The organism is Microbacterium sp. NPDC056003 (assembly GCF_042274785.1).
In the GTDB taxonomy this organism is placed as follows: Bacteria; Actinomycetota; Actinomycetes; order Actinomycetales; family Microbacteriaceae; genus Microbacterium.
The window spans coordinates 623545-644138 of the sequence record NZ_JBHJXQ010000001.1 but is presented as its reverse complement, the minus strand read 5'-3'; the positions used below and the strand labels follow the sequence as shown (position 1 = coordinate 644138).

The following is a 20594-nucleotide window of genomic DNA, read 5'->3' as shown; positions in this document are numbered from 1 at the left end:
GGATTGCGGCATGTCCTCGTCCGCCGTTCCCGCCGTGCGCGAGCGCGTGCCTCTGCGCCGTCCTCGCGCGTGCGCGGTGTCGGGCACGTCGGAGGCACTCGCCGCGCACCTCGGCTGGGGCAGCACCGCGGTGCGCGGGATCTTCGTGCTGCTGACGCTGCTCTGGGGCGCCGGCGCGCTGCTGTACGCGTGGATCTGGGTGTTCACGCCGTGGCAGGAGGGGGATGCCGCGCCCACGCGACGCGTGCCCGTGGCGTGGCTCCTCGCTGCGGCCGCAGGCGTGGGACTGATCGCCACCACTGTGCAGCTCCGCAGCACGATCGCGGGGCAGCTGCCACTGACCACGCAGCCGGGCTGGTTCGTCTGGGTCGGGTTCACGACCGTGTGCGCGGTCGCCTCGGGGATGTGGGCGACGTTCGTCGACCGCGGCGACCCGGCGCGCGGACCGCGCCACGAGCTGTCGGTGCGCCTCACGGTGACAGGCGTCCTGGTGGCGCTGATCGTCATGCAGGTCAGCATCCTGCAGGAGGCCGGACTCGTCGCCTTCCTGTTCGCCGTCGCCATCATGGCCGGCATCGCCGCCGTCTACTCTTCGACACTGATCGCGAAGTGGCGCGAGCTGTCGGGCGAGCGCGTCCGCCGGATTCGCGAGGAGCAGCGCGCCGAGATGGCCGCGCACCTGCACGACTCGGTGCTGCAGACGCTGGCCCTCATCCAGAATCGCGCCGGTCCCTCCAGTGAGGCGGCACGGCTCGCGCGGGCGCAGGAGCGCGAGCTGCGCTCCTGGCTGTATGACGGGGACAGCCCCGCCGACAGCGATCTGCCGACCGACCTCCGCGACTACGCGGGCGGTCTCGAACTCGACTTCCCCGTGCGCATCGACGTGGTCTCGGCCGGCCTGTCCACCGAGCGTGCGAGCGGCGAGATCGCCGCCGCCGCCCGCGAGGCCATGCTCAACGCGGCGCGCCATGCCGGCGGCGATGTCTCGGTCTACATCGAGGGCACCGCGGCAGGGGTCGACGTCTACGTCCGCGATCGCGGCCCCGGGTTCTCGCTCGACGACGTGCCCGGCGACCGACTCGGCGTACGCGAGTCGATCATCGGGCGGCTGCGCCGGGTCGGTGGCACGGCGACGGTGAAGCCCGGTGCGGGCGGCATCGGCACCGAGGTCCATCTGCACTTCGCGGGAGAGGAGGCCCGACGTGGGTGAGACGCTCCGCGTCGTGCTGGTCGACGACCACTCGATCTTCCGGTCCGGTCTGCGGGCCGACCTCGATCCGTCCGTGCAGATCGTCGGCGAGGCCGCCGATGTCGCGGGTGCCGTCTCGGTGATCGCCGAACTGCAGCCCGACGTCGTGCTGCTCGACGTGCACCTGCCCGGCGCGGCGGATGCCGGCATCCCGGATGCCAGCGGCGGCGAAGCCGTGCTGCGCCGGTCATCGCCGCTGGCTCCGCGCACGCGGTTCCTCGCGTTGAGTGTGTCGGATGCCGCGGAAGACGTCGTGCGTGTCATCCGCGCCGGCGCCCGCGGCTACATCACGAAGGGATCGTCCGGGCAGGAGGTGAGCCGCGCCGTGCATGCGGTCGCCGGGGGTGACGCCGTCTTCTCGCCCCGGCTCGCGGGATTCGTGCTCGACGCGTTCGGCGCGGTCGCCGGCGAGACCGCGACGGCGAACGACGAGCTCGACCGGCTGTCGGTACGCGAGCAGGAGGTCATGCGCCTCATCGCCCGCGGCTACGCCTACAAGGAGGTGGCCGCGGAGCTGTTCATCTCGAACAAGACCGTCGAGACCCACGTGTCCGCCGTGCTGCGCAAGCTGCAGCTCTCGTCGCGGTACGAGCTGACCGCTTGGGCCTCGGAGCGCCGTCTGCTCTGAGTCTGGTGCTGCCGCCGTGCAGGCGCGCCGAGTTGCCGGTCGTGGCGGTTCGAGTGCGGTGCAGCCCGCCACGGCCGGCAACTCGACCTCGGGTGCGTGGCTGGGGGAGAAGCGGGGCGGGTGTCGCCGTGCGCGCCTAGACTTGTCGGGCCATGACCGACGCCCCCTTTCCTCTCATCGTCGGCGGAGACCGCGGGCCTCAGCAGGCCGGCGCACGCCCCGACGAAGACCTTCTCGCCGGGCTCAACCCGCAGCAGCGCGAGGCCGTCACCTACCGCGGCCAGGCGCTGCTCATCGTCGCGGGCGCCGGCTCCGGCAAGACGAGCGTCCTGACGCGCCGCATCGCGTCGCTGCTGCGCGGACGCGAGGCGTGGCCGAGCCAGATCCTCGCGATCACGTTCACCAACAAGGCCGCTGGCGAGATGCGCGAGCGCGTCGAGCAGCTGGTCGGCGAGACCGCGCGCGGCATGTGGATCTCGACGTTCCACTCCGCCTGCGTGCGCATCCTCCGCCGCGAGGCCGAGCAGTTCGGCTTCACGAAGGCGTTCACGATCTACGACTCGGGCGACTCGCGCGCGCTCATCAAGCGACTCGTCAAGGAGCACGAGGCCGACGCGTTCGGACTCACTCCTGCGGCAACGCAGAGCAAGATCTCCAAGCTCAAGAACGAGTTGGCGGATGCCGAGTCCTACGCTCGATCGGCCAATATGAGCGATCCGGCCGAGCGGGTGTTCGTCGAGCTGTTCGCCGCCTACCAGCGCGAGCTGCAGCGGGCGAACGCGTTCGACTTCGACGACCTCATCGCGCAGACGGTGTTCCTCTTCCGCGCCTTCCCGCACGTCGCCGACGTGTACCGCCGCCGGTTCCGGCACATCCTGGTCGACGAGTATCAAGACACCAACCACGCCCAGTACGCGCTGATCCACGAACTGACGCGGCCGATCGGATCGGATGCCGGGCCCATCGCGTCCTCCGGCGGCATGATGATCTTCGAGCCCGACCCCGCCGAAGATCCCGACAAGGCCGGCGCCTCGCTCACCGTGGTCGGCGACTCCGACCAGTCGATCTACGCCTTCCGCGGCGCCGACATCCGCAACATCAGCGAGTTCGAGCGCGACTACCCGGGTGCGAAGGTCGTGCTGCTCGAGCAGAACTACCGTTCGACCCAGAACATCCTGTCGGCGGCGAACGCGGTCATCAGCAACAACTTCGATCGCAAAGACAAGAAGCTCTGGACCGACGTCGGCGCCGGCGAGCAGATCGTCGGATTCACCGGCTACTCGCAGCACGACGAGGCGCAATTCGTCGCCGACGAGATCGAGGTGCTGCGCAAGGCCGGCATCGACTACTCGCAGATGGCCGTCTTCTACCGCACGAACTCGCAGTCGCGTGCGCTGGAAGAGATCTTCATCCGCTCGGCCGTGCCCTACAAGATCATGGGCGGCACGAAGTTCTACGAGCGCGCCGAGATCAAGGACGCCCTGGCGTACCTCGTCGCGGTGTCGAACCCCGCCGACGAGATGGCCATGCGCCGCATCATCAACCGGCCGCGCCGCGGCATCGGCGACGTCACCATCGAGGCGATCTCGCGCTACGCGCAGGAGGAGCAGATCACCTTCCGCGACGCGCTCGCGAACTCGTCGGCGCTCAGCGTGGGGCCCAAGATCCAGGCGGCGATCGCGCACCTCGATGCCGTGCTGGCCGAGGCATCCGCCCTCATGCTCCCTGCGAGCGGCGAGCTGGCACCCCCGACCGCGGTCGCCGAGGGACTGCAGCTGCTGCTGAACAAGAGCGGCTACTACGACGCGCTGCGGGCGAGCAAGGACGCCCAGGACGAGGCGCGCATCGAGAACCTCGACGAGCTCGTCGCCGTGGCGCGCGAGTTCGCGCGCAACAACCCCGAGGGCACGGTGATCGACTTCCTCGCGGAGGTCGCGCTGGTCTCCGATGCGGATGACCTGGAGGATGCCTCGGGCTCGGTGTCGCTCATGACGCTGCACACCGCGAAGGGCCTCGAGTACGACGCGGTGTTCGTCACCGGTGTCGAGGAGGACCTGATCCCGCACCGGATCTCAGCGGGCGAGCCCGGCGGCCCCCAGGAGGAGCGACGGCTGTTCTACGTCGGCATCACGCGCGCCCGTAAGCGGCTGTACGTGTCGCTGGCGATGACCCGCGCGCAGTTCGGCGAGGTGACGGTGGCGATGCCGAGCCGGTTCCTGCAGGAGATCCCGGCCGAGCTGCTCACCTGGCGCCAGTCGCCGGGCGACGTGAACTCGCGCGGAGGCACGCAGTCGCGCGCGCTCAACGCGCGGCGCGGATCGGGCTCGGGATACGGCGGCTCGGGCAAGCGCTACGGTGACGACCTCGTTCCGCTCGCCAAGCGCGAGCCCTCCGGCAACCTCGAGCGCTTCGCGAACCGCATTCCGGCGAAGGTGCGCGACAACGGCGACATGCAGCTCGCCCCGGGCGACCGCATCCGTCACGACGACTTCGGCGAGGGCCGCGTCGACGCTGTCACCGGTGACGGCGCGAAGCGCGTCGCACATGTGCGGTTCGACAAGGTCGGCCCCAAGAAGCTGCTGATCAAGATCGCGCCGATCGAGAAGCTGTAGCGCTCGAACCGTCGCTCGCCGGTTCGAGCGGCCGAGGGCGCGCCAGCCCGCAGGCTGCGCGCCGCGGGCTGGGCGCCGCGCGCGCCCCGCGCCCGCCCGCCCGCGCGCGCCGCGCGCTCAGGGCTCGGTGCGGGTCGCGAGCAGGTGGTGGTGGGCGAGGCGTCGCAGCGCGAGCATCACCGGCTCATACAGCGCGGTGCCCAGCACGGCGTAGGGCACGGCGTCGTCGAGGCTCATGGCCGCGACTGGAGCGATCTCCTCGACGGCGACCCTGCGCATGGCGTCGCCATATCTCCGCAGAGTATCGGGGTCGGACGCGAGTCCCGCAGCCTCGAGCGCGCCGAGGGCGTCCTCCAGCTGGGCCACCGCGGTGAAGTCGGCGTCGTATGTGAAGCCGAGGTCGTCGATCGCCGCACGCGCACGCGGGTAGTCCACGCGGTCGGTGTCGACGTAGGGAGGCAGCGCACCTACGGCTCGCCCGAGGGTGGTCAGGGCGTCGGGGTCGGGTTCATCGACGAGGGCGAGGATGTCGCGCACCCGGGCGAGGGGGAGGCCGCGCACGTCGGCCAGTGCGGCGATGAGCTTGAGTCGGGCGAGGTGGCCGTCGTCGTACTCGGCGCGCGTGGCCGACGTCACGACGCCGCGGGGCAGCATCCCTTCACGGATGTAGTACTTCACGGTCGCCACCGGCACCCCGCCGCGCTCCGCCAGTTCCGAGATCTTCACGTCGCCCCCTTGTGATGGATACTATAGCTATCTAATATTGGAGAGTCGAACTATCCAAGGAGGTCGGAATGGACCCGATCATCACCATCGTCGCCGGAGCCACCATCCTCACGGTCATCGGAATCATGTCGGGAGGCACCTTCCTGCTGCGCATCGCGACCGGCGGGCTGCCCTTCAACGGGTTGCAGAAGACGTTCTTCCGGGCGGGCCACGCGCACGCCGGCGTGCTCGTCCTCCTCGGGCTGGTGTGCATCCTGCTGCTGTCGGCGTCGGGCGCCGCGCCCGGATGGCAGTGGGCGGGGGTGGGGGTGCTCGCCGGAGCGATCCTCATCCCGGCGGGTTTCTTCCTCTCGGTCCTGGGTCGCGAGCCCGAACGCCCCGGCCGGGCGATCGCGCTGCTGTGGGTGGGCGTGGTGGTGCTGGCGACAGCGCTGCTCGCCGTCGGCGTCGCGGTGATCGTCGCAGGGGTGGCCGCTCTCGGCTGAGCGTGGGTGCGCCGGCCTGGGGACAGCCCAGGTCGGCGTTCTCCTGCCCGAGGGCAGGCCGGCGGGCCGTGAAGCTCTGGATCGGCCCAGCTTTCGCCCAGCCGGCGCGAACTGCCCTCCGGGCGTGGTCAGCGCGGACAGAATGGGATCGGCGTGGACGGCGGGGCCGTGCAGGACCCACGCGATCCTCCGAGGAACCGAATGTCTCTGCTTCCTGGCCGTGCTCCAGCGCGCGCTCTCAGCACACTCGTCGCCGCAGCATTGATCGTCGGTGGCGGGGTCACGGCGACCTCCGCGTCCGCTCTCGAGCTCCAGACCGGTTCGATCAGCGGATCGGTGACGAATGCCACGGGCATCGCCATCGCGGACGTCACCGTGTCCGTCATCCCAGCCGACGGAGTGACGGAGCCCGTCGTCGCGTCGACCGACTCTGCCGGCTCGTACACGGTTCCGGATCTGACACCCGGCGAGTACAAGGTCCACTTCGACGCTGCCGGGCCGACATTTCTCGACGAGTGGTGGGATGACGCGGCCAGTGAAGCCGAGGCATCCGTCATCACCGTCGTCGACGGCGGCGCGCACGAAGCGAGCGCGTCGCTCAGTGCAGCCCCCATGATCGCCGGCACGGTGCCGCAGATCATCGGCGCCGTCGCCGTCGGCTCGACCGTGTCGGCCGAGCCCGGCGTGTGGACCGAGGGGGCCACCCTCTCCTACCAGTGGTTCGTGGATGGCCTCGCCGTCGCAGGTGCCACCGAACCGGCCTTCGCGCTCACTGCGGACACGCTCGGCAAGACCGTTCGAGTCGACCTGACGGGCGCGATGGACGGCTTCGCTCCGACCACGGTGCCGTCGCAGGCGACGGCACCGGTCGCCGCGGGTGCACTGGCGTACCAGATGCCCAGTATCTCGGGAACGGCGGGCGTCGGCTTCACGCTGACCGCCGTTGCCGGAACCTGGACTGCGGGCACCGCGCTGTCGTACCAGTGGCTGGCCGGCAGCACCGCGATCGTCGGGGCGACGAGCGCGAAGCTCGTCCTGACGAGCGCGCTCAAGGACAAGACGATCAAGGTCGCGGTGACCGGATCGCTGCCCGGGTACGCCGACCTGCGCAAGGTGTCTGCAGCCACCCCGAAGGTCGCCACCGTCGCCACACCGAAGATCAGCGGGATCGCCTCGACCGGCAGCACGCTGACGGTGACAACGGGAACGTGGACCGTCTCGACCGCGTTCGCCTACCAATGGTACGCCGATGATGCACCCATCACCGGGGCGACGAAGTCCACCTTCGTGCCGAAGGCGGCCCACACCGCGAAGCGCATCTCGGTCGCTGTGACCGGCACGAAGACCGGCTACGCGACCGTGACGAAGAAGGCTGCGGCGACGCCGAAGGTTACGGGATACTCGGTTCCGAAGATCTCGGGAACGGCAGCGGTCGGACTCGCCCTCACGGCCGATCGCGGATCGTGGACGTCGGGGATGGCCATCACCTACCAGTGGTACGCCGACGGCGCGGCCGTGAGCGGTGCGACCGGCTACACGTTCCGGCCCATGTCGCCCCAGCGTGACAAGCGCATCACGGTCAAGGTCATCGGCAAGCAGCCCGGCTTTGCGACCGTGACCGCGACGTCCGCGTCCACGGCGCGGGTCGCGACCGTGGCCACGCCGAGCATCTCGGGCGTCTACATGGTCGGCTCGACCCTGACCGCCAGCCCGAAGACCTGGACCGCCGGCACGAGCTTCTCCTATCAGTGGTACGCCGACGGCAAGCCGATCTCGGGCGCGACCCGGTCGACCTTCGTGCTCAGCCGCTACCAGAAGGACAAGCAGATCACGGTCGCCGTCACGGGGCGCAAGTCGGGCTGGTCGACGGTCTCCCGCACCTCGCCCAAGACGCCGCGCATCGCTGTCACGGCTGCGCCGTCCATCGGCGGGAGCCTCATCGCGGGGTCCACACTCACGGCCAGGCCGGGAACCTGGTCTGCCTCGTCGTTCACGTACAAGTGGTACGTCGGCGGCGCGCTGGCGGCGAGCGGGTCGAGGTCGACATTCACCCTGTCGAAGGCGCACATCGGCAAGTCCGTCAGGGTGGTCGTGGTGGGGAGCCGGAGCGGGTACCAGACGCTTTCGCGCAGCAGCGCGACGACCGGCGCGGTGTCGTCCGGCAAGGCCCGCCCCGCGAGCCGGGACAACTGCCCGTCGGGATACCCGGTCAAGGGCAATCAGACGACCCGTCACACGAGCGACTGGATCTACCACGTCCCAGGCGGTCAGTACTACGCCGTGACCGACCCTGAGGAGTGCTTCGCGACGGAGGCGGCCGCGCGGATATGGGGTTACCGCGCCTCGCTGCGCTGAGCGTGGGTGCGCCGGCCTGGGGACAGCCCAGGTCGGCGTCCTCCTGCCCGGGTTAGGCTCGGACCATGGCTCTGTTCTCGCGCCGATCCAAAGACTCCTCCGAAACGCCGGCTGACGACGCCGCGCCCGAAGAGGCGGTCGACAGCGAGATCGCCGGGGCGAGCATCGATGCCCCTGACGCGACGTCCGCGGCCGACGACGCGGCGGCTGCGGCATCCGTCTCCATCTCGGTGTCCTCGTACGGCGGACTCGGCGCTTCGGCGCCTCCGCCGGCCAAGCCCCAGCTGCAGCCCCGCAAGACCGGGCGCGCGGCCACCAAGGTCGCGCCGCGTGCGACCGAGACCGTCCCCGGGCTCCAGGACAATGTGCTCGTGCGGGAGGCGCTCGCCCGGCTCGCCGACGGCACGGCACCGCAGGCACTCCTCGACGTGGCACGGCAGTGCCTGCAGGGGCACCTCTTCCTGCGCATCAAGGGCGACGCCCGTGCACTGCTCGCCGAGGGCAAGGAGCTCCCGCTCGCGATGGTGAAGGTGGGGGACCGCGCCTTCGCGCTGGCGTACTCGAGCGGCGCCGCGCTGCAGGCGAGCGTGCGCGCCGACGGTGATGCCGACACCTCGGCTCTCGGGCAGCCGGTGCTGTCGGTCATCAAGCATGTGCTCGCCGGACCCTACGAGGGTCTCGTCCTCGACCAGTCCTCGGCGCCCGCGCGGGCCGTGCTGCCGAAGGACCTGCTCAAGAAGCTCCTCGAGAAGGTTGACGAGAAGCTCGCGATCAAGGCACTCCTGGCAGCCGAACGCACCCCCGAGACGGCCGCCGCCGTGGCGCAGGCGCTCGCCGAGGCGCCGCTGTGGGTGGCCGTGGGCAAGCTCGACGACGGTCGCCCCGGCATCGCGGAGGGACGTGCCGAGGACGGCTCCCGCTACCTCGAGGTGTACTCGCACCCGGTCGAGGTGGCCGTCATGGGACGCGGCGACCAGGCCGCTCCCGTGACCGCCGCCCAGCTCGCGTCCGCGCTCGGCGACGAGGGCCTCGCGGGAGTGATCGTCGATCCGGCCGGCCCCTGGATCCGCCTGTCGCGCGACGAGCTCTCACCGGTCTTCGCCACCGCAGCCTGACGCCCCGGCACGCGCGGCCGCCCGGCACCGCGTGTCGTAGCGGCGGAGATCTTCGGCGCCACGCCGGGTCGTGGCATCCGTCCCCGGCGTGTCGTGGGCGATCTCCGATGTTGCGCACGACGGGGGTCTTGGCGCGGCGTCCGGTCGGTGGCGCCTGCGTCGCGCGGCCGCCTGACACCGCGTGTCGTAGCGGCGGAGATCTTCGGCGGCGCGCCGGGGCGCGGCATCCGTCCCCGGCGTGTCGCGGATGATCTCCGATTCTGCGCACGAGGTTCTGCGGCCCGAAGGCGCCGGATCCCGAGGAGGGGTGCGGGATGTCGCGCCCCGCGCCTAGGGTCGAGGCATGGCGTCGGAGCGCATCACCCTGACCATTCCCGGGCCCGAGGGCGACCGCGAGGTGGGGCTGTCCAGCCCGAACCGCGTGATCTGGCCCGAGCTCGGCATCACCAAGCACGAGCTGGCCGAGTACCTGCTCGCGGTCGCGCAGCCGTTCCTCGCCGCGAACGGCGACCGGCCGGTCTCGCTCGAACGGTTCCCCGAGGGCGTCGGGGGCGAGAAGTTCTACTCGAAGAACCCGCCCAAGGGCGCACCCGCGTTCGTCGAGGCGCAGACCGTCACATACAACAGCGGGCGGCGGCATCCGCAGCTCATCCTGACCGAGATCGCGGCGGCTGTCTGGGCGGTGCAGATGAACACGATCGTCTTCCACCCGTGGGCGTCGCTGACGGCCAACACAGACAACCCCGTCGAGCTGCGGATCGACCTCGACCCTCAGCCGGGAACGGATTTCGCGGATGCCGCGGCCGTCGCTCCCGCGCTGCGCGAGGTGCTGATCGAGGCGGGGCTCACGCCGTTCCTCAAGACGAGCGGCAATCGCGGCATCCACGTCTTCTGTCCCATCGCGCCGGAGTGGGAATTCCTCGACGTGCGGCACGCGGTGATCGCGGCCGGGCGCGAACTGGAGCGGCGCATGCCCGACAAGGTCACGATGAACTGGTGGAAGGAAGAGCGCGGCGAACGCATCTTCATCGACTTCAACCAGGCGAACCGCGACCGCACGATGGCGGGCGCCTACAGTCCGCGCGCCCTGCCCGCGGCGACGGTGTCCACGCCGGTGACGTGGGACGAACTGGAGGCGGGGGTCGACCCGTCGTCGTTCACGGTGCGCTCGGTGCCCGGGCGCCTGGCCGAGGTCGGCGACCCGTGGGCCGACCTGCTGGCGGAGCCGGGCCGCATCGACACGCTTCTCGCGTGGTGGCAGCGCGACCTCGACGACGGGCTCGGCGAGCTTCCGTTCCCGCCGGACTTCCCGAAGATGCCTGGGGAGCCGCCACGGGTGCAGCCCAGCCGCAAGAACCCCGAGAACTGGGACTGACGACGGGGCGCCGCGATGACGTCAAAACCGCGTGTGGTCGACCGCCTGATGGCCCGGCTGTTGCGCGTGCGCTGGCTCATGCGTCTGCCGATCCCGCTCTACCGTGCGAGTCTCGGGTGGATCTTCGGCGATCGGCTGGTGATGATCGAGCACCGCGGGCGCACGTCCGGTGAGCGTCGCTTCGTCGTGGTCGAGGTCATCGGGATGGAACGCAACGCTGTGCGGGTCGCGAGTGGCTTCGGCCGTAAGTCGCAGTGGTATCGCAACCTCGCGGCGAACGGCGTGGCCTTCCTCAGCGTCGGGCGGTACCGGCGGGTGCGGGCGCAGCCGCGTCTGCTCGACCCGGCGGCGTCGGCAACCGTGCTCGCGGCGTACGCCGCCGCGCATCCCGAAGCCTGGAGTCATCTGCGGGCGGCGATGGAGGCACTGCAGGGCGGCGAGCCTGACATCCCCGTCGTGGAGTTCGGGCCGCCGAGCGGCGGGACGGGGATCGAGGCCGACTGAGGGTACGGCTTCCTCCGCCGGTCAGAGGCGGTTCGTCTCACCCCGCTCGCTCGACGCCCGCGTCAGTCGAGGACGTCGCCGAGGTCGTAGGCCGAGACGGACTCGAGCTGATCGTACGTGCACGATTCAGGATCGCGGTCGGGGCGCCAGCGCTCGAACTGCACGGTGTGACGGAAGCGCCAGCCCTCGAGCTGGTCGTAGCGCACCTCGAGCACCCGCTCGGGGCGCAGGTGCACGAACGACGAGTCGCGATCGGGCGCGGAGAAGCGCGACTTCTCGCCCTCTCCCTTCACGGCGGCGCCGCTCTCATCGCGCTCGACGAGCGGAGCGAGCTCGTCGATGAGCTCGAGTCGGCGGGCGTTGCTCCAGGCGGCGACGCCGCCGACGGGGTAGAGCGTGCCGTCGTCGGCGTACAGTCCGACGAGCAGCGAACCCACGCCGGCGCCCGACTTGTGGATGCGGTACCCCAGCGCCACGACGTCGGCGGTGCGCGCGTGCTTGATCTTGAACATCGTGCGCTTGTTGGGTGCGTAAGGCTGGGCGAGCGGCTTGGCGACGACCCCGTCGAGCCCGGCTCCCTCGAACTCGGCCAGCCAGTGCTCGGCGAGAGCGGGATCGTCGGTCGTGCGGGTCACGTGCACGGGGTGCGGCACACCGCCGAGCAGGTCGACGAGCTCGGCACGCCGCACCTCGAACGGCTCGGGCTGGAGATCGCGATCGCCGCGCGCGAGCAGGTCGAACGCGATGAACATCGCCGGCGTCGTCTCGGCCAGCATGTTCACCCGGGAAGCCGCGGGGTGGATGCGCTGGGTCAGCGACTCCCAGTCGAGCCGCTGCGCCCCGGGCTCGCCCTTGGGTACGACGATCTCGCCGTCGACGAGGCACGGCTCGGGCAGCAGGCGCGCGAAGGCCTCGACGAGTTCGGGGAAGTACCGCGTCAGCGGCTTGGCCCCGCGCGAGCCGATCTCGACATTCTCGCCGTCCCACGACACCAGCGCGCGGAAGCCGTCCCACTTCGGTTCGAAGCTCAGCCCGCCCGGCGTCTTGGCAGGGTCGGGCACGGCGGGCACGGACTTCGCCAGCATCGGCGCGGGGATGTCGTACGGCATGAGCCCATCCTGCCGTGCACGTCGGACGTCGGACAGGTTCAGGTGCGGACGCCGCGAACAGCGCCGCCGCCTCCGCTCGGTTCGCCGCGCCGATCTTCGCGAGGATCGCCGCAGTCGCAGTCCTGCGGCGAGTCACCGGACGCCGGCACGCCCGGCACACCCGCACGCCGGCACGCCCGGCACGCCGGCACGTCCGCACGCCGCCACGCCGATCACGCCGTCCCCGCCGACACCGCGGGCACACCGAGCCCGGTCCGAGACGTCGCGCGGAACGCCGGATCAGGCCTCGATCGGAAGCTTCGGCCGGGCCCAGCGGGCGGGGAGGCCGGGTCCGTCCCAGACCTGGATGACGCCCCACGCGGCCGCGGCGACGGGCACGGCGAGCACGGCGCCGACGATGCCGCCGAGCACCGCGCCGACGGTCAGCGCGACGAGGATGACGAATGCGTGCAGCTTCATCGAGCGGCCCATGAGGAACGGCTGCAGGAAGTTCCCCTCGAGCTGGTTGACGAGCACCACCACGCCGACGACGAAGAGCGCATTGACCCACCCGTTGGCGACGAGCGCGACGAGGGCGGCCAGGATGCCCGCCACCGTCGCACCGACGATCGGGATGAACGCGAGGAGGAACACGAGCACCGCGAGCGGTACGGCGAGAGGAACCTGCAGGATCAGCAGGCCGATCAGGATGCCGATCGCATCGACCGCCGCGACCGTGGCGGTGCCGCGCACGTACGAGCCGAGCACCGTCGTGGTCTTGTCGCCGATGCGGCGCGCGCGCAGGTAGTTCTCGCCGCGGAACGGCCGCAGCAGGAACTCCCACATCTGCGGTCCGTCCTTCAGGAAGAAGAACAGGATCGTCACCATGAGCACGAAGCCGGTGACGAAGTTGGCGACCGCGCCGACGCCCGCGAGTGCGCCCGAGCCGAACTGCGCGCTGGTGACGAAGTCGGTGAGCGTCGCGACCCACTCGTCGAGCTGCTCGGGCTGCAGGACGTCGAACGGCAGTGTCTGGAGCCACGCGAGCAGGTCGTCGAAGCCGGCTTGCGCTTGTGTGTACAGCTCGTCCCACTGGTCGCGCACCGCCCACACGATGAGCCAGCCGAGGAGCCCGAGGATGAGGACGATCGCGAGGAGCGTGAGGAGGGTGGCCAGAATCGACGGGAGACCGCGCCGCCGCATCCAGCTCATCACGGGGTTGAACGCGCACGCGAGGATGAGCGCGATCACCAGCGGGATCGTCACGAGCGTGAGCGACTGGATCACGAAGACGACCCCCGCCGCCACCGCCACGACGAGGATGATCTGCAGTGCGCGGATCGCGAGCTTGCCGAACCCGTCGGCCCACAGGCTCCACGGCGCGCGCGTCGCCCTCAGCTCGGCGTCGTGAGATTCCAGGCGCACGGTCTGCGGGGTGCTGCGGAAGAAGCCCATGCGCCGAGGCTAGGGGCGACGGCCGCGCCGCTCGGGCGCCTTGCCGGGAGAGGCGGTGTTTGCTACGCGAACGCGCTCATGCCGGTGATGTCGCGCCCGATCAGCAGCGCCTGCACGCTCTCGGTGCCCTCGTAGGTGTGGATGGCCTCGATGTCGGCCATGTGCTGCATCACGCCGTTCTCGAGCAGGATGCCGTTTCCGCCGAGCAGGTCGCGCGCGGTCGCCGCGATCCGCCGCGCCGCGCGCGTGTTGTGGTACTTCGCGAGCGAAGCCTGCGTCGGTCGCAGTCCGCCGGACGCCTCGAGGTCGGCGAGGTGCCGGCAGTACAGCTGCATCGCGGTCAGCTCCTCGAGCATCTGCGCGAGGCGCTCCTGGACCATCTGGAACTTCGCCAGCGGCTTGCCGAACTGCATCCGCTGCTGCGCATACGACAGCGCCGCCTCGTAGCAGGCGGTCGCGTGACCGAGCGCCGACCATGCGACGCCCGAGCGCGTCGAGTACAGCACGGTCGAGGCATCTTTGAAGTTCTTCGTGCCCGGCAGCGCCGCGTCGAGGGGGACGCGCACCCCGTCCAGAGTGATGAGGGCCTGATGGATGCCGCGCAGCGACGCCTTGCCGCCGATCACGGTGCCGGTGTACCCAGCGGCCTCCTGCTCCACGAGGAAGCAGCGGACGGCGCCGTGCTCGGACGCCTCGGGGTCGTCGACGCGCGCCCACACGAACGTGATGCCGCCGGATGCGCCGTTGCCGATCCACTTCTTGGCGCCGTCGATCACCCACTCGTCCCCGTCGCGGCGGGCGACGGTCTCGAGCGACACGGAGTCCGAGCCATGGTCGGGCTCGGTGAGTGCGAAGGAGGCGGGGACCTCACCGCGCGCGACGGGCTTCAGCCAGCGGTCCTGCTGCTCGGGGCTGCCGAACAGCGCGAGCGTGCGCAGCGCGAGGCCGCCCTGGACGGCGATCACCGTGCCGAGCGAGCCGTCACCGCGCGACACCTCCATGTTGACCAGGCCGGCCGCCAGCGGCGAGAAGCGGGTGAGCTCGGGGTGCACGATGCCGTCGTTGAGGAGGTCGAGTTCACCGAGGCGCATCGCGATGTCGAGGGGGTACTCCGCGGCATCCCACGCGTCCTGCATGCGGGTGCCGACCTCGTCGACATAGGCCTGCGCGCGCTCCCACACCGCGCGGTCCTCGGCGGGGATGTTCGCGAACACCTGGTAGTAGTCGGTGCCGAGGCGCCGCGTGACGTCGTAGCCGGCGGTGCTCTGGCCGGGGCGGGGCTGGAACTCGGTCACGACGGACTCCTCTGGGTGGAACTGAATCTCAACTCACATAGTACTCAGTCTCACCACATCCGTCTCGGCCTGTCAGTGCCGCGGTGTCCACCCGGGCGGGAGCGGGCCGGTGATCGCGGCTCGCTCGGCATCGGCCGCAGCGGACCAGCCCTGCGCGGCATCCCGTCCATCGAAGCCGCCCCGCGCGATCCGCATCCCGACGTCGTCGTGGTGCATGCGGGGTGCCCCGCCGCGCCGCGTCGAAGCGCGCACGCTCCAGGCGTCGTCGGCGAACCCGCCGCCGCGGAACACCCGGTAGGCGTCGTAGCGGGCGGGATCGAGCAGATCCCAGCACCACTCCCACACGTTGCCGAGGGTGTCGAAGAGCCCGTTGAGGTTGGGGAGCTTGCCGCCGACGTCCTGAGGGGCGGTGACGCCGTCTGCGCTGGTCCACGCGACGTCGGCGAGCGGTCCGTAGTGGGCGCCCGTCGAGCCGGCGCGGCACGCGAACTCCCACTCCGCCTCGGTCGGCAGCCGGTAGCCGTCGGAGTCGACGTGCCACGTGACGTCTTCGCCGTCGAAGGAGTAGGCCGGGTCGAGGCCCTCCCACTCCGACGCGGCGTTGCAGAAGCGGATGGCGCGCAGCCAGCTCACATCGACCGCGGGACGGCGCGGGTGACGCGCGGACTCGCCGATGATTTCGGCGAGCTGCTCCTGTGTGACCGGATAGACGCCGATCTCGAACGGCTCCAGGTCGACGGTGCGCCGCGTCTTGTTGCGGGCGTCGTGCAGGGTCACCGAGCCGCCGGCGATGCGGGCGAGCTCGAGGTCGGTCACGACGCCGCCTCCGTGTGGAGGGTTCGGTGCCCCGGGCTGTTCACGCTCCCGAGCCTAGGACCGCGGCGATGTCGGTGCTCGCGCGAGTTCGGATGATCAGGACGGCGGGTCGGGCGTGATGAGCTGGCGCAGCTCGCCTCCGGCGGCGAGGCGGTCCATCGCGTCGTCGATGTCGCCGAGGCGGATGCGCGACGACACGAGCCGCTCGAGCGGCAGTCGCCCGGCGCGCCACAGCTCGATGTAGCGCGGGATGTCCCGGCTCGGCACCGCCGATCCGAGGTAGCTCCCGACGATGGTGCGGGCCTCGGCCGTCAGCACAAGCGGCGACACGCTCGCGCGGGCGTCGGGGGCGGGAAGGCCGACCGTCACCGTGGTCCCGCCCGGGGCGGTGAGGGCGACTGCGGTCTCGAAGGCGCGCGCGGCGCCCGCCGCCTCGATGACGACGGGGGCCCGGATGCCGCGTTCCACCGCTTCGGCCGGGCTCATCGCGCCGACGGCGCCGAGATCGCGGGCGAGGCCGAGCTTCGCGTCGACGGCATCGACGCCGACGAGCTCGTGGCCCAGCGCGACGGCCACGAGCAGCGCGGCCATGCCCACGCCGCCCAGCCCGACGACGATGACGCGCTCGCCCGGCGCCGGACGACCCGCGTTGAGCACGGCGCCGCCGCCGGTCAGCACCGCGCAGCCGAGCAGCGCGGCGACCTCGGCAGGCACGTCGGGGTCGACCTTCACCACCGACGTGCGGTTCACGACGGCGTGGCTCGCGAACGCCGAGACGCCGAGGTGGTGGTGCACGTCCTGGTCTGCGCCGTCGGTGCCCGTGCGATGCAGACGGATGCCGCCGCCCACGAGCGTGCCGGCGTTGTTGGCCGCCGTTCCCGGCGTGCAGGGCAGGCGCCCCTCGGTGCGGCAGCCGTCGCATTCGCCGCAGCGGGGGAGGAAGGTCATCACGACGCGGTCGCCGCGCGCGACATCCGCGATCCCCTCGCCGACCTCTTCGACGATGCCCGCCGCCTCGTGGCCGAGGAGCATGGGCGTCGGACGCACGCGATTGCCGTCGACCACGCTCAGGTCGGAGTGGCAGACGCCCGCGGCCTCGATGCGGACGAGCAGCTCGCCGGCACCGGGCGGGTCGAGTTCGAGGGGACCGACGGTGAAGGGCCGCGAGCGTGCGAAGGGCGTCGGGGCGCCGGAGCGTTCGAGGACGGCTCCGATGATCTGCATGACACCTCCTGGTCGTCGGCCGCGACGATGCGGTCCGGCACAGGCTATCCGGGTCAGGCGGGCCGGCCGTGCCGCGCGAGGCGACCGCGGCGGATCCACTTCTCGAGCTCGACCACGACGGGCACGATGAGCGCGAGCCCCAGGCAGGCCAGCCACTGCGGTCCCGTCAGCGCGACCGTGCCGATCAGGCGCTGCAGGAAGCCGATCTCCACGGCCACCACGGTCAGCGCCAGCGGGATCGCGAGCCACTTGACCGCGGTGAGGATCGGCGCCGACAGCCCCGACTCGGGGTCGCGCCGCATCACCAGGCCGCCGAAGATCGATCCGAGCGCTGCGATCACGAAGGTCATCGTGACCGGCGCATTGGGCTCGGTCGAGCTGGCGAGGTCGGGCCAGGCCAGCAGCGGTACGAGCGAGGTGGCGAAGATCAGCAGGCCGTAGAAGAACCACATCACGACCGCCCGGCGGTTGGCGATCGTCATCTTCGGGTCACGCGGCGGCTGCTGCATGATGCCGTCGGGGACCGGATCGAGCATGATCACGATGACCGGGAAGATCGTGACGAAGAAGTTGAGGTACAGCACCATGATCGGCGTGAGCGGCACCCCGTCGTTGATGTCGAAGATGCTCGCCACCAGGAAGAGCAGCACCAGCGAGAACAGCTGCGCCATCTGGTAGCGCACGTAGCTCACGATCTTCTCGTAGATCGACCGGCCGAGCCGTACCGCGGTGACCAGCGTGCCGAAGTTGTCGTCGACGAGGATCATCTTGCCGGCCTGCTTCGTGACATCGCTGCCCGACCCCATGGCCACACCGATGTCGGCCTGCTTGAGGGCCGCGGCATCGTTGACCGCGTCGCCCGTCATGGCGACGACCGCGCCCTCCTCCTGCATCAGGCGGGCGAGGCGCAGCTTGTCTTCGGGGGTGACGCGACCGAACACGTGCAGGTTCGGCAGCGCCGCTTTGAGTTCGTCGTCACTCATCGCCTGGATGTCGGCGCCGCTGGCCGCACCCGGTCCGAGCCCGAGCTTCGCGCCGATCGCGGCGGCGGTGATCGCGTGGTCGCCCGTGATCATGCGTACCTCGATGCCGGCCTCCTTCGCGATGCGCACGGCCTCCTTCGACGACGGGCGCAGCGGGTCGATGATGCCGACGAGACCGACGAACGTGAGGTCCTTCACCTCGGTCATCGGATCGGCGGGCACCGGAGCGCCGGGCGCGAAGCGCCGCGCGGCGAAGGCGAGCACGCGCAGCCCCTGCTCCGAGAGTCGCCGGTTCGCGTCGAGGACGCTCTGGCGCAGCGCGTCGATCGGCGCCGGGCCGTCGGCGGTGAGCACCGTCGAGCAGCGGTCGAGCACGACATCCGGACCGCCCTTGACGAGGCTGATGAGCCGCGTCGCACCGTCCTGCGGCACCTCGTGGTAGGTCGCCATGAATTTGTACGCCGAGTCGAAGGGCACCTCGGCAGCGCGCGGGAATCTGGCGCGCGTGAGCTCGGCGTCGGCCCCCATCTTGGCCGCGAGCACCACCAGGGCAGCCTCGGTGGGGTCGCCGATCACGGCGCCGTCGTCGGACACCGTCGCGTCGCTGCAGAGCGTGAGCCCGAGCGCGAGCTGCGTGAAGTCGGGCACCGGCTGTCCGGCGACCTGGAGGATGTCGCCGCTCTTCTCGTACCCGCTGCCGCCGACCGTGTACCAGTCTCCCGCGTAGTAGAGCGACTCGACGGTCATCTCGTTCATCGTGAGGGTGCCGGTCTTGTCGGAGTTGATCGCGCTCGTCGCGCCCAGGGTCTCGACGTCCGTGAGGTTCTTGACGACGGCTTTGTGCTCGGCGAGCTGGCGCGACCCGTGCGAGAGCATCGCCTGCACGAACGAGGGCATGCCCGTCGGGATGGCGGAGATGGCCATCGAGATGCCGAGCAGGATCACCGAGGCGACCTCCTGACCGCGCAGCAGCCCGGTGATGATGATGACGGCGACGGCACCCCACGCGATCCAGCCGAGCACCCCGGTCAGCGAGTCCAGCTCGCGCTGCAGCGGAGACTTCGCCGGCTTGACGGCCGACAGCATCGACGCGATCTGCCCCATCTGGGTGCCCATGCCCGTGTCGGTGATCACGACCGACGCCGTGCCGCGGGTGACGAGCGTGTTCTGGAAGACCATGTTCGCCCGGTCGCCGAGCGTGGTGTCGGCGTCGGCGATGGTCGCGGCATCTTTGGCGATCGGCGCACTCTCGCCCGTGAGGGCCGCCTCCTGCGTCTCGAGTGTGGCCGAGCGCAGGATGCGGCCGTCAGCCGGCACGATGTCGCCCGCCTCCAGCGAGACCAGGTCACCGGGCACGAGGTCGGTCGCGTCGACCTGGCGCAGCACCCCGTCACGCGTGACCCTGGCCTGCGGGATCTGCATCTTGGCCAGCGCGTCGACCGAGGCCTTGGCCTTCAGCTCCTGCTTCGCACCGAGGACGACGTTGAGCACGACGAGCGCCCCGACGACGAGACCGACGCTGGTCTGGTTGATGACGAGGCTGATGACCGCCACCACGACGAGCATCACGTTCATCGGATCGGCGAGCTGCCTGAGTGACACCTGCCACACCGACGGCGCGGGCTCGGCGGCGATGGAGTTGGGACCGTGCTCGGCGAGGCGCCGTGCGGCTTCGGCCTCGGTCAGGCCGCGCTCGCGGTCCGCGCCGAGCGAGGAGACGACGGCGTCGGGCTCCTGCGTGTACCAGGGGGTCGGTCCGGCGGCAGCGGTCGGCGACGATTCCACGGTGCTCATGGGGTGACCCTACCGCCGCTCATACGGCGGGGCGAGGATGAGATCCGCGCTCGCCGGGTGATATCGGAGAGCGGATGCCGCGGCTCAGTCGAGCCGCTCCTGCAGTCGCCGCGCGACCTCGGCCGCCGGCATGGAACGCGGGAAGACCGCCACCACGACGTCGTCGGCCGCGGCATCCCGAGCCTCCCCGTCGGGCTGCACGCCGAAGCGACGCAGCGCATCGTCGAGCGCTCGGCGCAGCACCGAGACGGGCACGCGCTTGGGCCCGCGCAGCAGCTGACGCAGCACGTGGTTGTGGATCGCGGTGACGAGCGCGGCGAAGCCGACGGCGTCGATCGGGTCGAGCCCGGGCAGCGCGCTGCGGAGGTACTCGTCGAACAGGCGCTCGTAGCGGAAGACGGTGACGATCTCGCGCTCGCGGAGCGCCGGCACCTGGCGCACGACCGTGTAGCGCCGGCGCGCGAGTTCGGGGTCGGCGGCGAAGTGGGCGTAGACCAGGATGGATGCCTCGCACACCGCCTTCCACGGATCGGGGTGCGATCCCGCCAGGAACTCGCGCAGGCGCTCCAGCAGCAGCTCGTGGTCGGCGAACACGACGTCGTCCTTGCCGCCGAACTGGCGGAAGAACGTGGAGCGCGACACCCCCGCGGCCTGGGCGATCTGCTCGACCGAGGTCTGATCGAAGCCCTGCTCGGCGAACAGCTCGAGCGCGGCGGCGACGACCGCGGCCTGCGGCGCGGCGGACGGGATCGCGGTGGTGTCGGACATCTCGGGGGAGAGCCTAGTGAACGCGCGTCGGCCGCGGCATCCGAATCTCCGTCCTCATCGCTCTCATCTGCCGGGGAGCCTTGTCAACGGGCTGTCGCCGCGCGCTCGTCGGGAGTTGACTG

The 20594-nt window shown here is 70.9% G+C and carries 16 protein-coding genes; 8 read left to right on the top strand and 8 right to left on the bottom strand.

All coding sequences use genetic code 11. The annotated features are described in order from the left end of the window. The first annotated feature begins 10 nt into the window (after window positions 1-10). The 3 genes from ACFC1W_RS02985 to ACFC1W_RS02975 all read left to right on the top strand — a co-directional run bounded on the left by ACFC1W_RS02985 (window position 11) and on the right by ACFC1W_RS02975 (window position 4489). A complete protein-coding gene (locus tag ACFC1W_RS02985) occupies window positions 11-1210 on the top strand; it encodes a PspC domain-containing protein (protein ID WP_375988488.1) in 1200 nt (399 codons plus the stop codon). Further along, a complete protein-coding gene (locus ACFC1W_RS02980; RefSeq protein WP_375988486.1) occupies window positions 1203-1877 on the top strand; it encodes a LuxR C-terminal-related transcriptional regulator in 675 nt (224 codons plus the stop codon). Before ACFC1W_RS02985 ends, ACFC1W_RS02980 begins: the two co-directional genes overlap by 8 nt. Before the next feature lie 152 nt (window positions 1878-2029). Next, window positions 2030-4489: an ATP-dependent helicase gene (locus ACFC1W_RS02975; RefSeq protein WP_375988483.1), complete on the top strand. Its 2460-nt coding sequence runs from the start codon at window positions 2030-2032 to the stop codon at window positions 4487-4489. 117 nt (window positions 4490-4606) lie between these two features. On the opposite strand, the gene ACFC1W_RS02970 is transcribed toward ACFC1W_RS02975, so the two are convergent. After that, on the bottom strand, window positions 4607-5215 hold the full coding sequence (locus ACFC1W_RS02970) for a MerR family transcriptional regulator (protein WP_375988481.1): 609 nt from the start codon (window positions 5213-5215) through the stop codon (window positions 4607-4609). Window positions 5216-5283: 68 nt separating this feature from the next. On the opposite strand from ACFC1W_RS02970, the gene ACFC1W_RS02965 reads away from it, so the two are divergent. The 5 genes from ACFC1W_RS02965 (at window position 5284) to ACFC1W_RS02945 (ending at window position 11049) form a co-directional block, all read left to right on the top strand. Continuing rightward, a complete protein-coding gene (locus ACFC1W_RS02965; RefSeq protein WP_375988479.1) occupies window positions 5284-5700 on the top strand; it encodes a hypothetical protein in 417 nt (138 codons plus the stop codon). 201 nt (window positions 5701-5901) lie between these two features. Continuing rightward, complete coding sequence (locus ACFC1W_RS02960) at window positions 5902-8055, top strand: carboxypeptidase regulatory-like domain-containing protein (RefSeq protein ID WP_375988477.1); 2154 nt, start codon at window positions 5902-5904, stop codon at window positions 8053-8055. A 65-nt stretch (window positions 8056-8120) separates the two neighbouring features. Beyond that, window positions 8121-9170, top strand: a complete 1050-nt coding sequence (locus ACFC1W_RS02955) for an SseB family protein (RefSeq protein WP_375988475.1) — start codon at window positions 8121-8123, stop codon at window positions 9168-9170. Window positions 9171-9513: 343 nt separating this feature from the next. Then, complete coding sequence (ligD, locus tag ACFC1W_RS02950; protein WP_375988473.1) at window positions 9514-10545, top strand: non-homologous end-joining DNA ligase; 1032 nt, start codon at window positions 9514-9516, stop codon at window positions 10543-10545. Between the two features lie 15 nt (window positions 10546-10560). Then, window positions 10561-11049: a nitroreductase family deazaflavin-dependent oxidoreductase gene (locus ACFC1W_RS02945; protein WP_375988471.1), complete on the top strand. Its 489-nt coding sequence runs from the start codon at window positions 10561-10563 to the stop codon at window positions 11047-11049. A 62-nt stretch (window positions 11050-11111) separates the two neighbouring features. On the opposite strand, the gene ACFC1W_RS02940 is transcribed toward ACFC1W_RS02945, so the two are convergent. The 7 genes from ACFC1W_RS02940 to ACFC1W_RS02910 all read right to left on the bottom strand — a co-directional run bounded on the left by ACFC1W_RS02940 (window position 11112) and on the right by ACFC1W_RS02910 (window position 20472). Next, complete coding sequence (locus ACFC1W_RS02940; protein WP_375988469.1) at window positions 11112-12158, bottom strand: ATP-dependent DNA ligase; 1047 nt, start codon at window positions 12156-12158, stop codon at window positions 11112-11114. A 279-nt stretch (window positions 12159-12437) separates the two neighbouring features. Then, window positions 12438-13592, bottom strand: coding sequence for an AI-2E family transporter (locus ACFC1W_RS02935; RefSeq protein ID WP_375988467.1), 1155 nt, complete (start codon window positions 13590-13592; stop codon window positions 12438-12440). A 62-nt stretch (window positions 13593-13654) separates the two neighbouring features. Next, window positions 13655-14887 (bottom strand): acyl-CoA dehydrogenase family protein, encoded by a 1233-nt coding sequence (locus ACFC1W_RS02930; RefSeq protein WP_375988465.1) that lies wholly within the window; start codon window positions 14885-14887, stop codon window positions 13655-13657. Between the two features lie 72 nt (window positions 14888-14959). Then, window positions 14960-15703, bottom strand: a complete 744-nt coding sequence (locus tag ACFC1W_RS02925; protein ID WP_375988463.1) for a formylglycine-generating enzyme family protein — start codon at window positions 15701-15703, stop codon at window positions 14960-14962. A 96-nt stretch (window positions 15704-15799) separates the two neighbouring features. Beyond that, window positions 15800-16927: an alcohol dehydrogenase catalytic domain-containing protein gene (locus ACFC1W_RS02920; protein ID WP_375988461.1), complete on the bottom strand. Its 1128-nt coding sequence runs from the start codon at window positions 16925-16927 to the stop codon at window positions 15800-15802. A 53-nt stretch (window positions 16928-16980) separates the two neighbouring features. Then, entirely contained in the window at window positions 16981-19704 is a 2724-nt protein-coding gene (locus ACFC1W_RS02915; protein ID WP_375988459.1) for a cation-translocating P-type ATPase, read from the bottom strand. A gap of 84 nt (window positions 19705-19788) precedes the next feature. Then, window positions 19789-20472, bottom strand: a complete 684-nt coding sequence (locus tag ACFC1W_RS02910; RefSeq protein WP_191765967.1) for a TetR family transcriptional regulator — start codon at window positions 20470-20472, stop codon at window positions 19789-19791. Window positions 20473-20594 lie beyond the last annotated feature (122 nt).

Coding starts and splice junctions, on each gene's coding strand:
- ACFC1W_RS02985 (WP_375988488.1), top strand. CDS start 11: ATGTCCTCGTCCGCCGTTCCCGCCGTGCGCGAGCGCGTGCCTCTGCGC.
- ACFC1W_RS02975 (WP_375988483.1), top strand. CDS start 2,030: ATGACCGACGCCCCCTTTCCTCTCATCGTCGGCGGAGACCGCGGGCCT.
- ACFC1W_RS02965 (WP_375988479.1), top strand. CDS start 5,284: ATGGACCCGATCATCACCATCGTCGCCGGAGCCACCATCCTCACGGTC.
- ACFC1W_RS02960 (WP_375988477.1), top strand. CDS start 5,902: ATGTCTCTGCTTCCTGGCCGTGCTCCAGCGCGCGCTCTCAGCACACTC.
- ACFC1W_RS02955 (WP_375988475.1), top strand. CDS start 8,121: ATGGCTCTGTTCTCGCGCCGATCCAAAGACTCCTCCGAAACGCCGGCT.
- ligD (WP_375988473.1), top strand. CDS start 9,514: ATGGCGTCGGAGCGCATCACCCTGACCATTCCCGGGCCCGAGGGCGAC.
- ACFC1W_RS02945 (WP_375988471.1), top strand. CDS start 10,561: ATGACGTCAAAACCGCGTGTGGTCGACCGCCTGATGGCCCGGCTGTTG.
- ACFC1W_RS02940 (WP_375988469.1), bottom strand. CDS start 12,158: ATGCCGTACGACATCCCCGCGCCGATGCTGGCGAAGTCCGTGCCCGCC.
- ACFC1W_RS02935 (WP_375988467.1), bottom strand. CDS start 13,592: ATGGGCTTCTTCCGCAGCACCCCGCAGACCGTGCGCCTGGAATCTCAC.
- ACFC1W_RS02920 (WP_375988461.1), bottom strand. CDS start 16,927: ATGCAGATCATCGGAGCCGTCCTCGAACGCTCCGGCGCCCCGACGCCC.
- ACFC1W_RS02915 (WP_375988459.1), bottom strand. CDS start 19,704: ATGAGCACCGTGGAATCGTCGCCGACCGCTGCCGCCGGACCGACCCCC.
- ACFC1W_RS02910 (WP_191765967.1), bottom strand. CDS start 20,472: ATGTCCGACACCACCGCGATCCCGTCCGCCGCGCCGCAGGCCGCGGTC.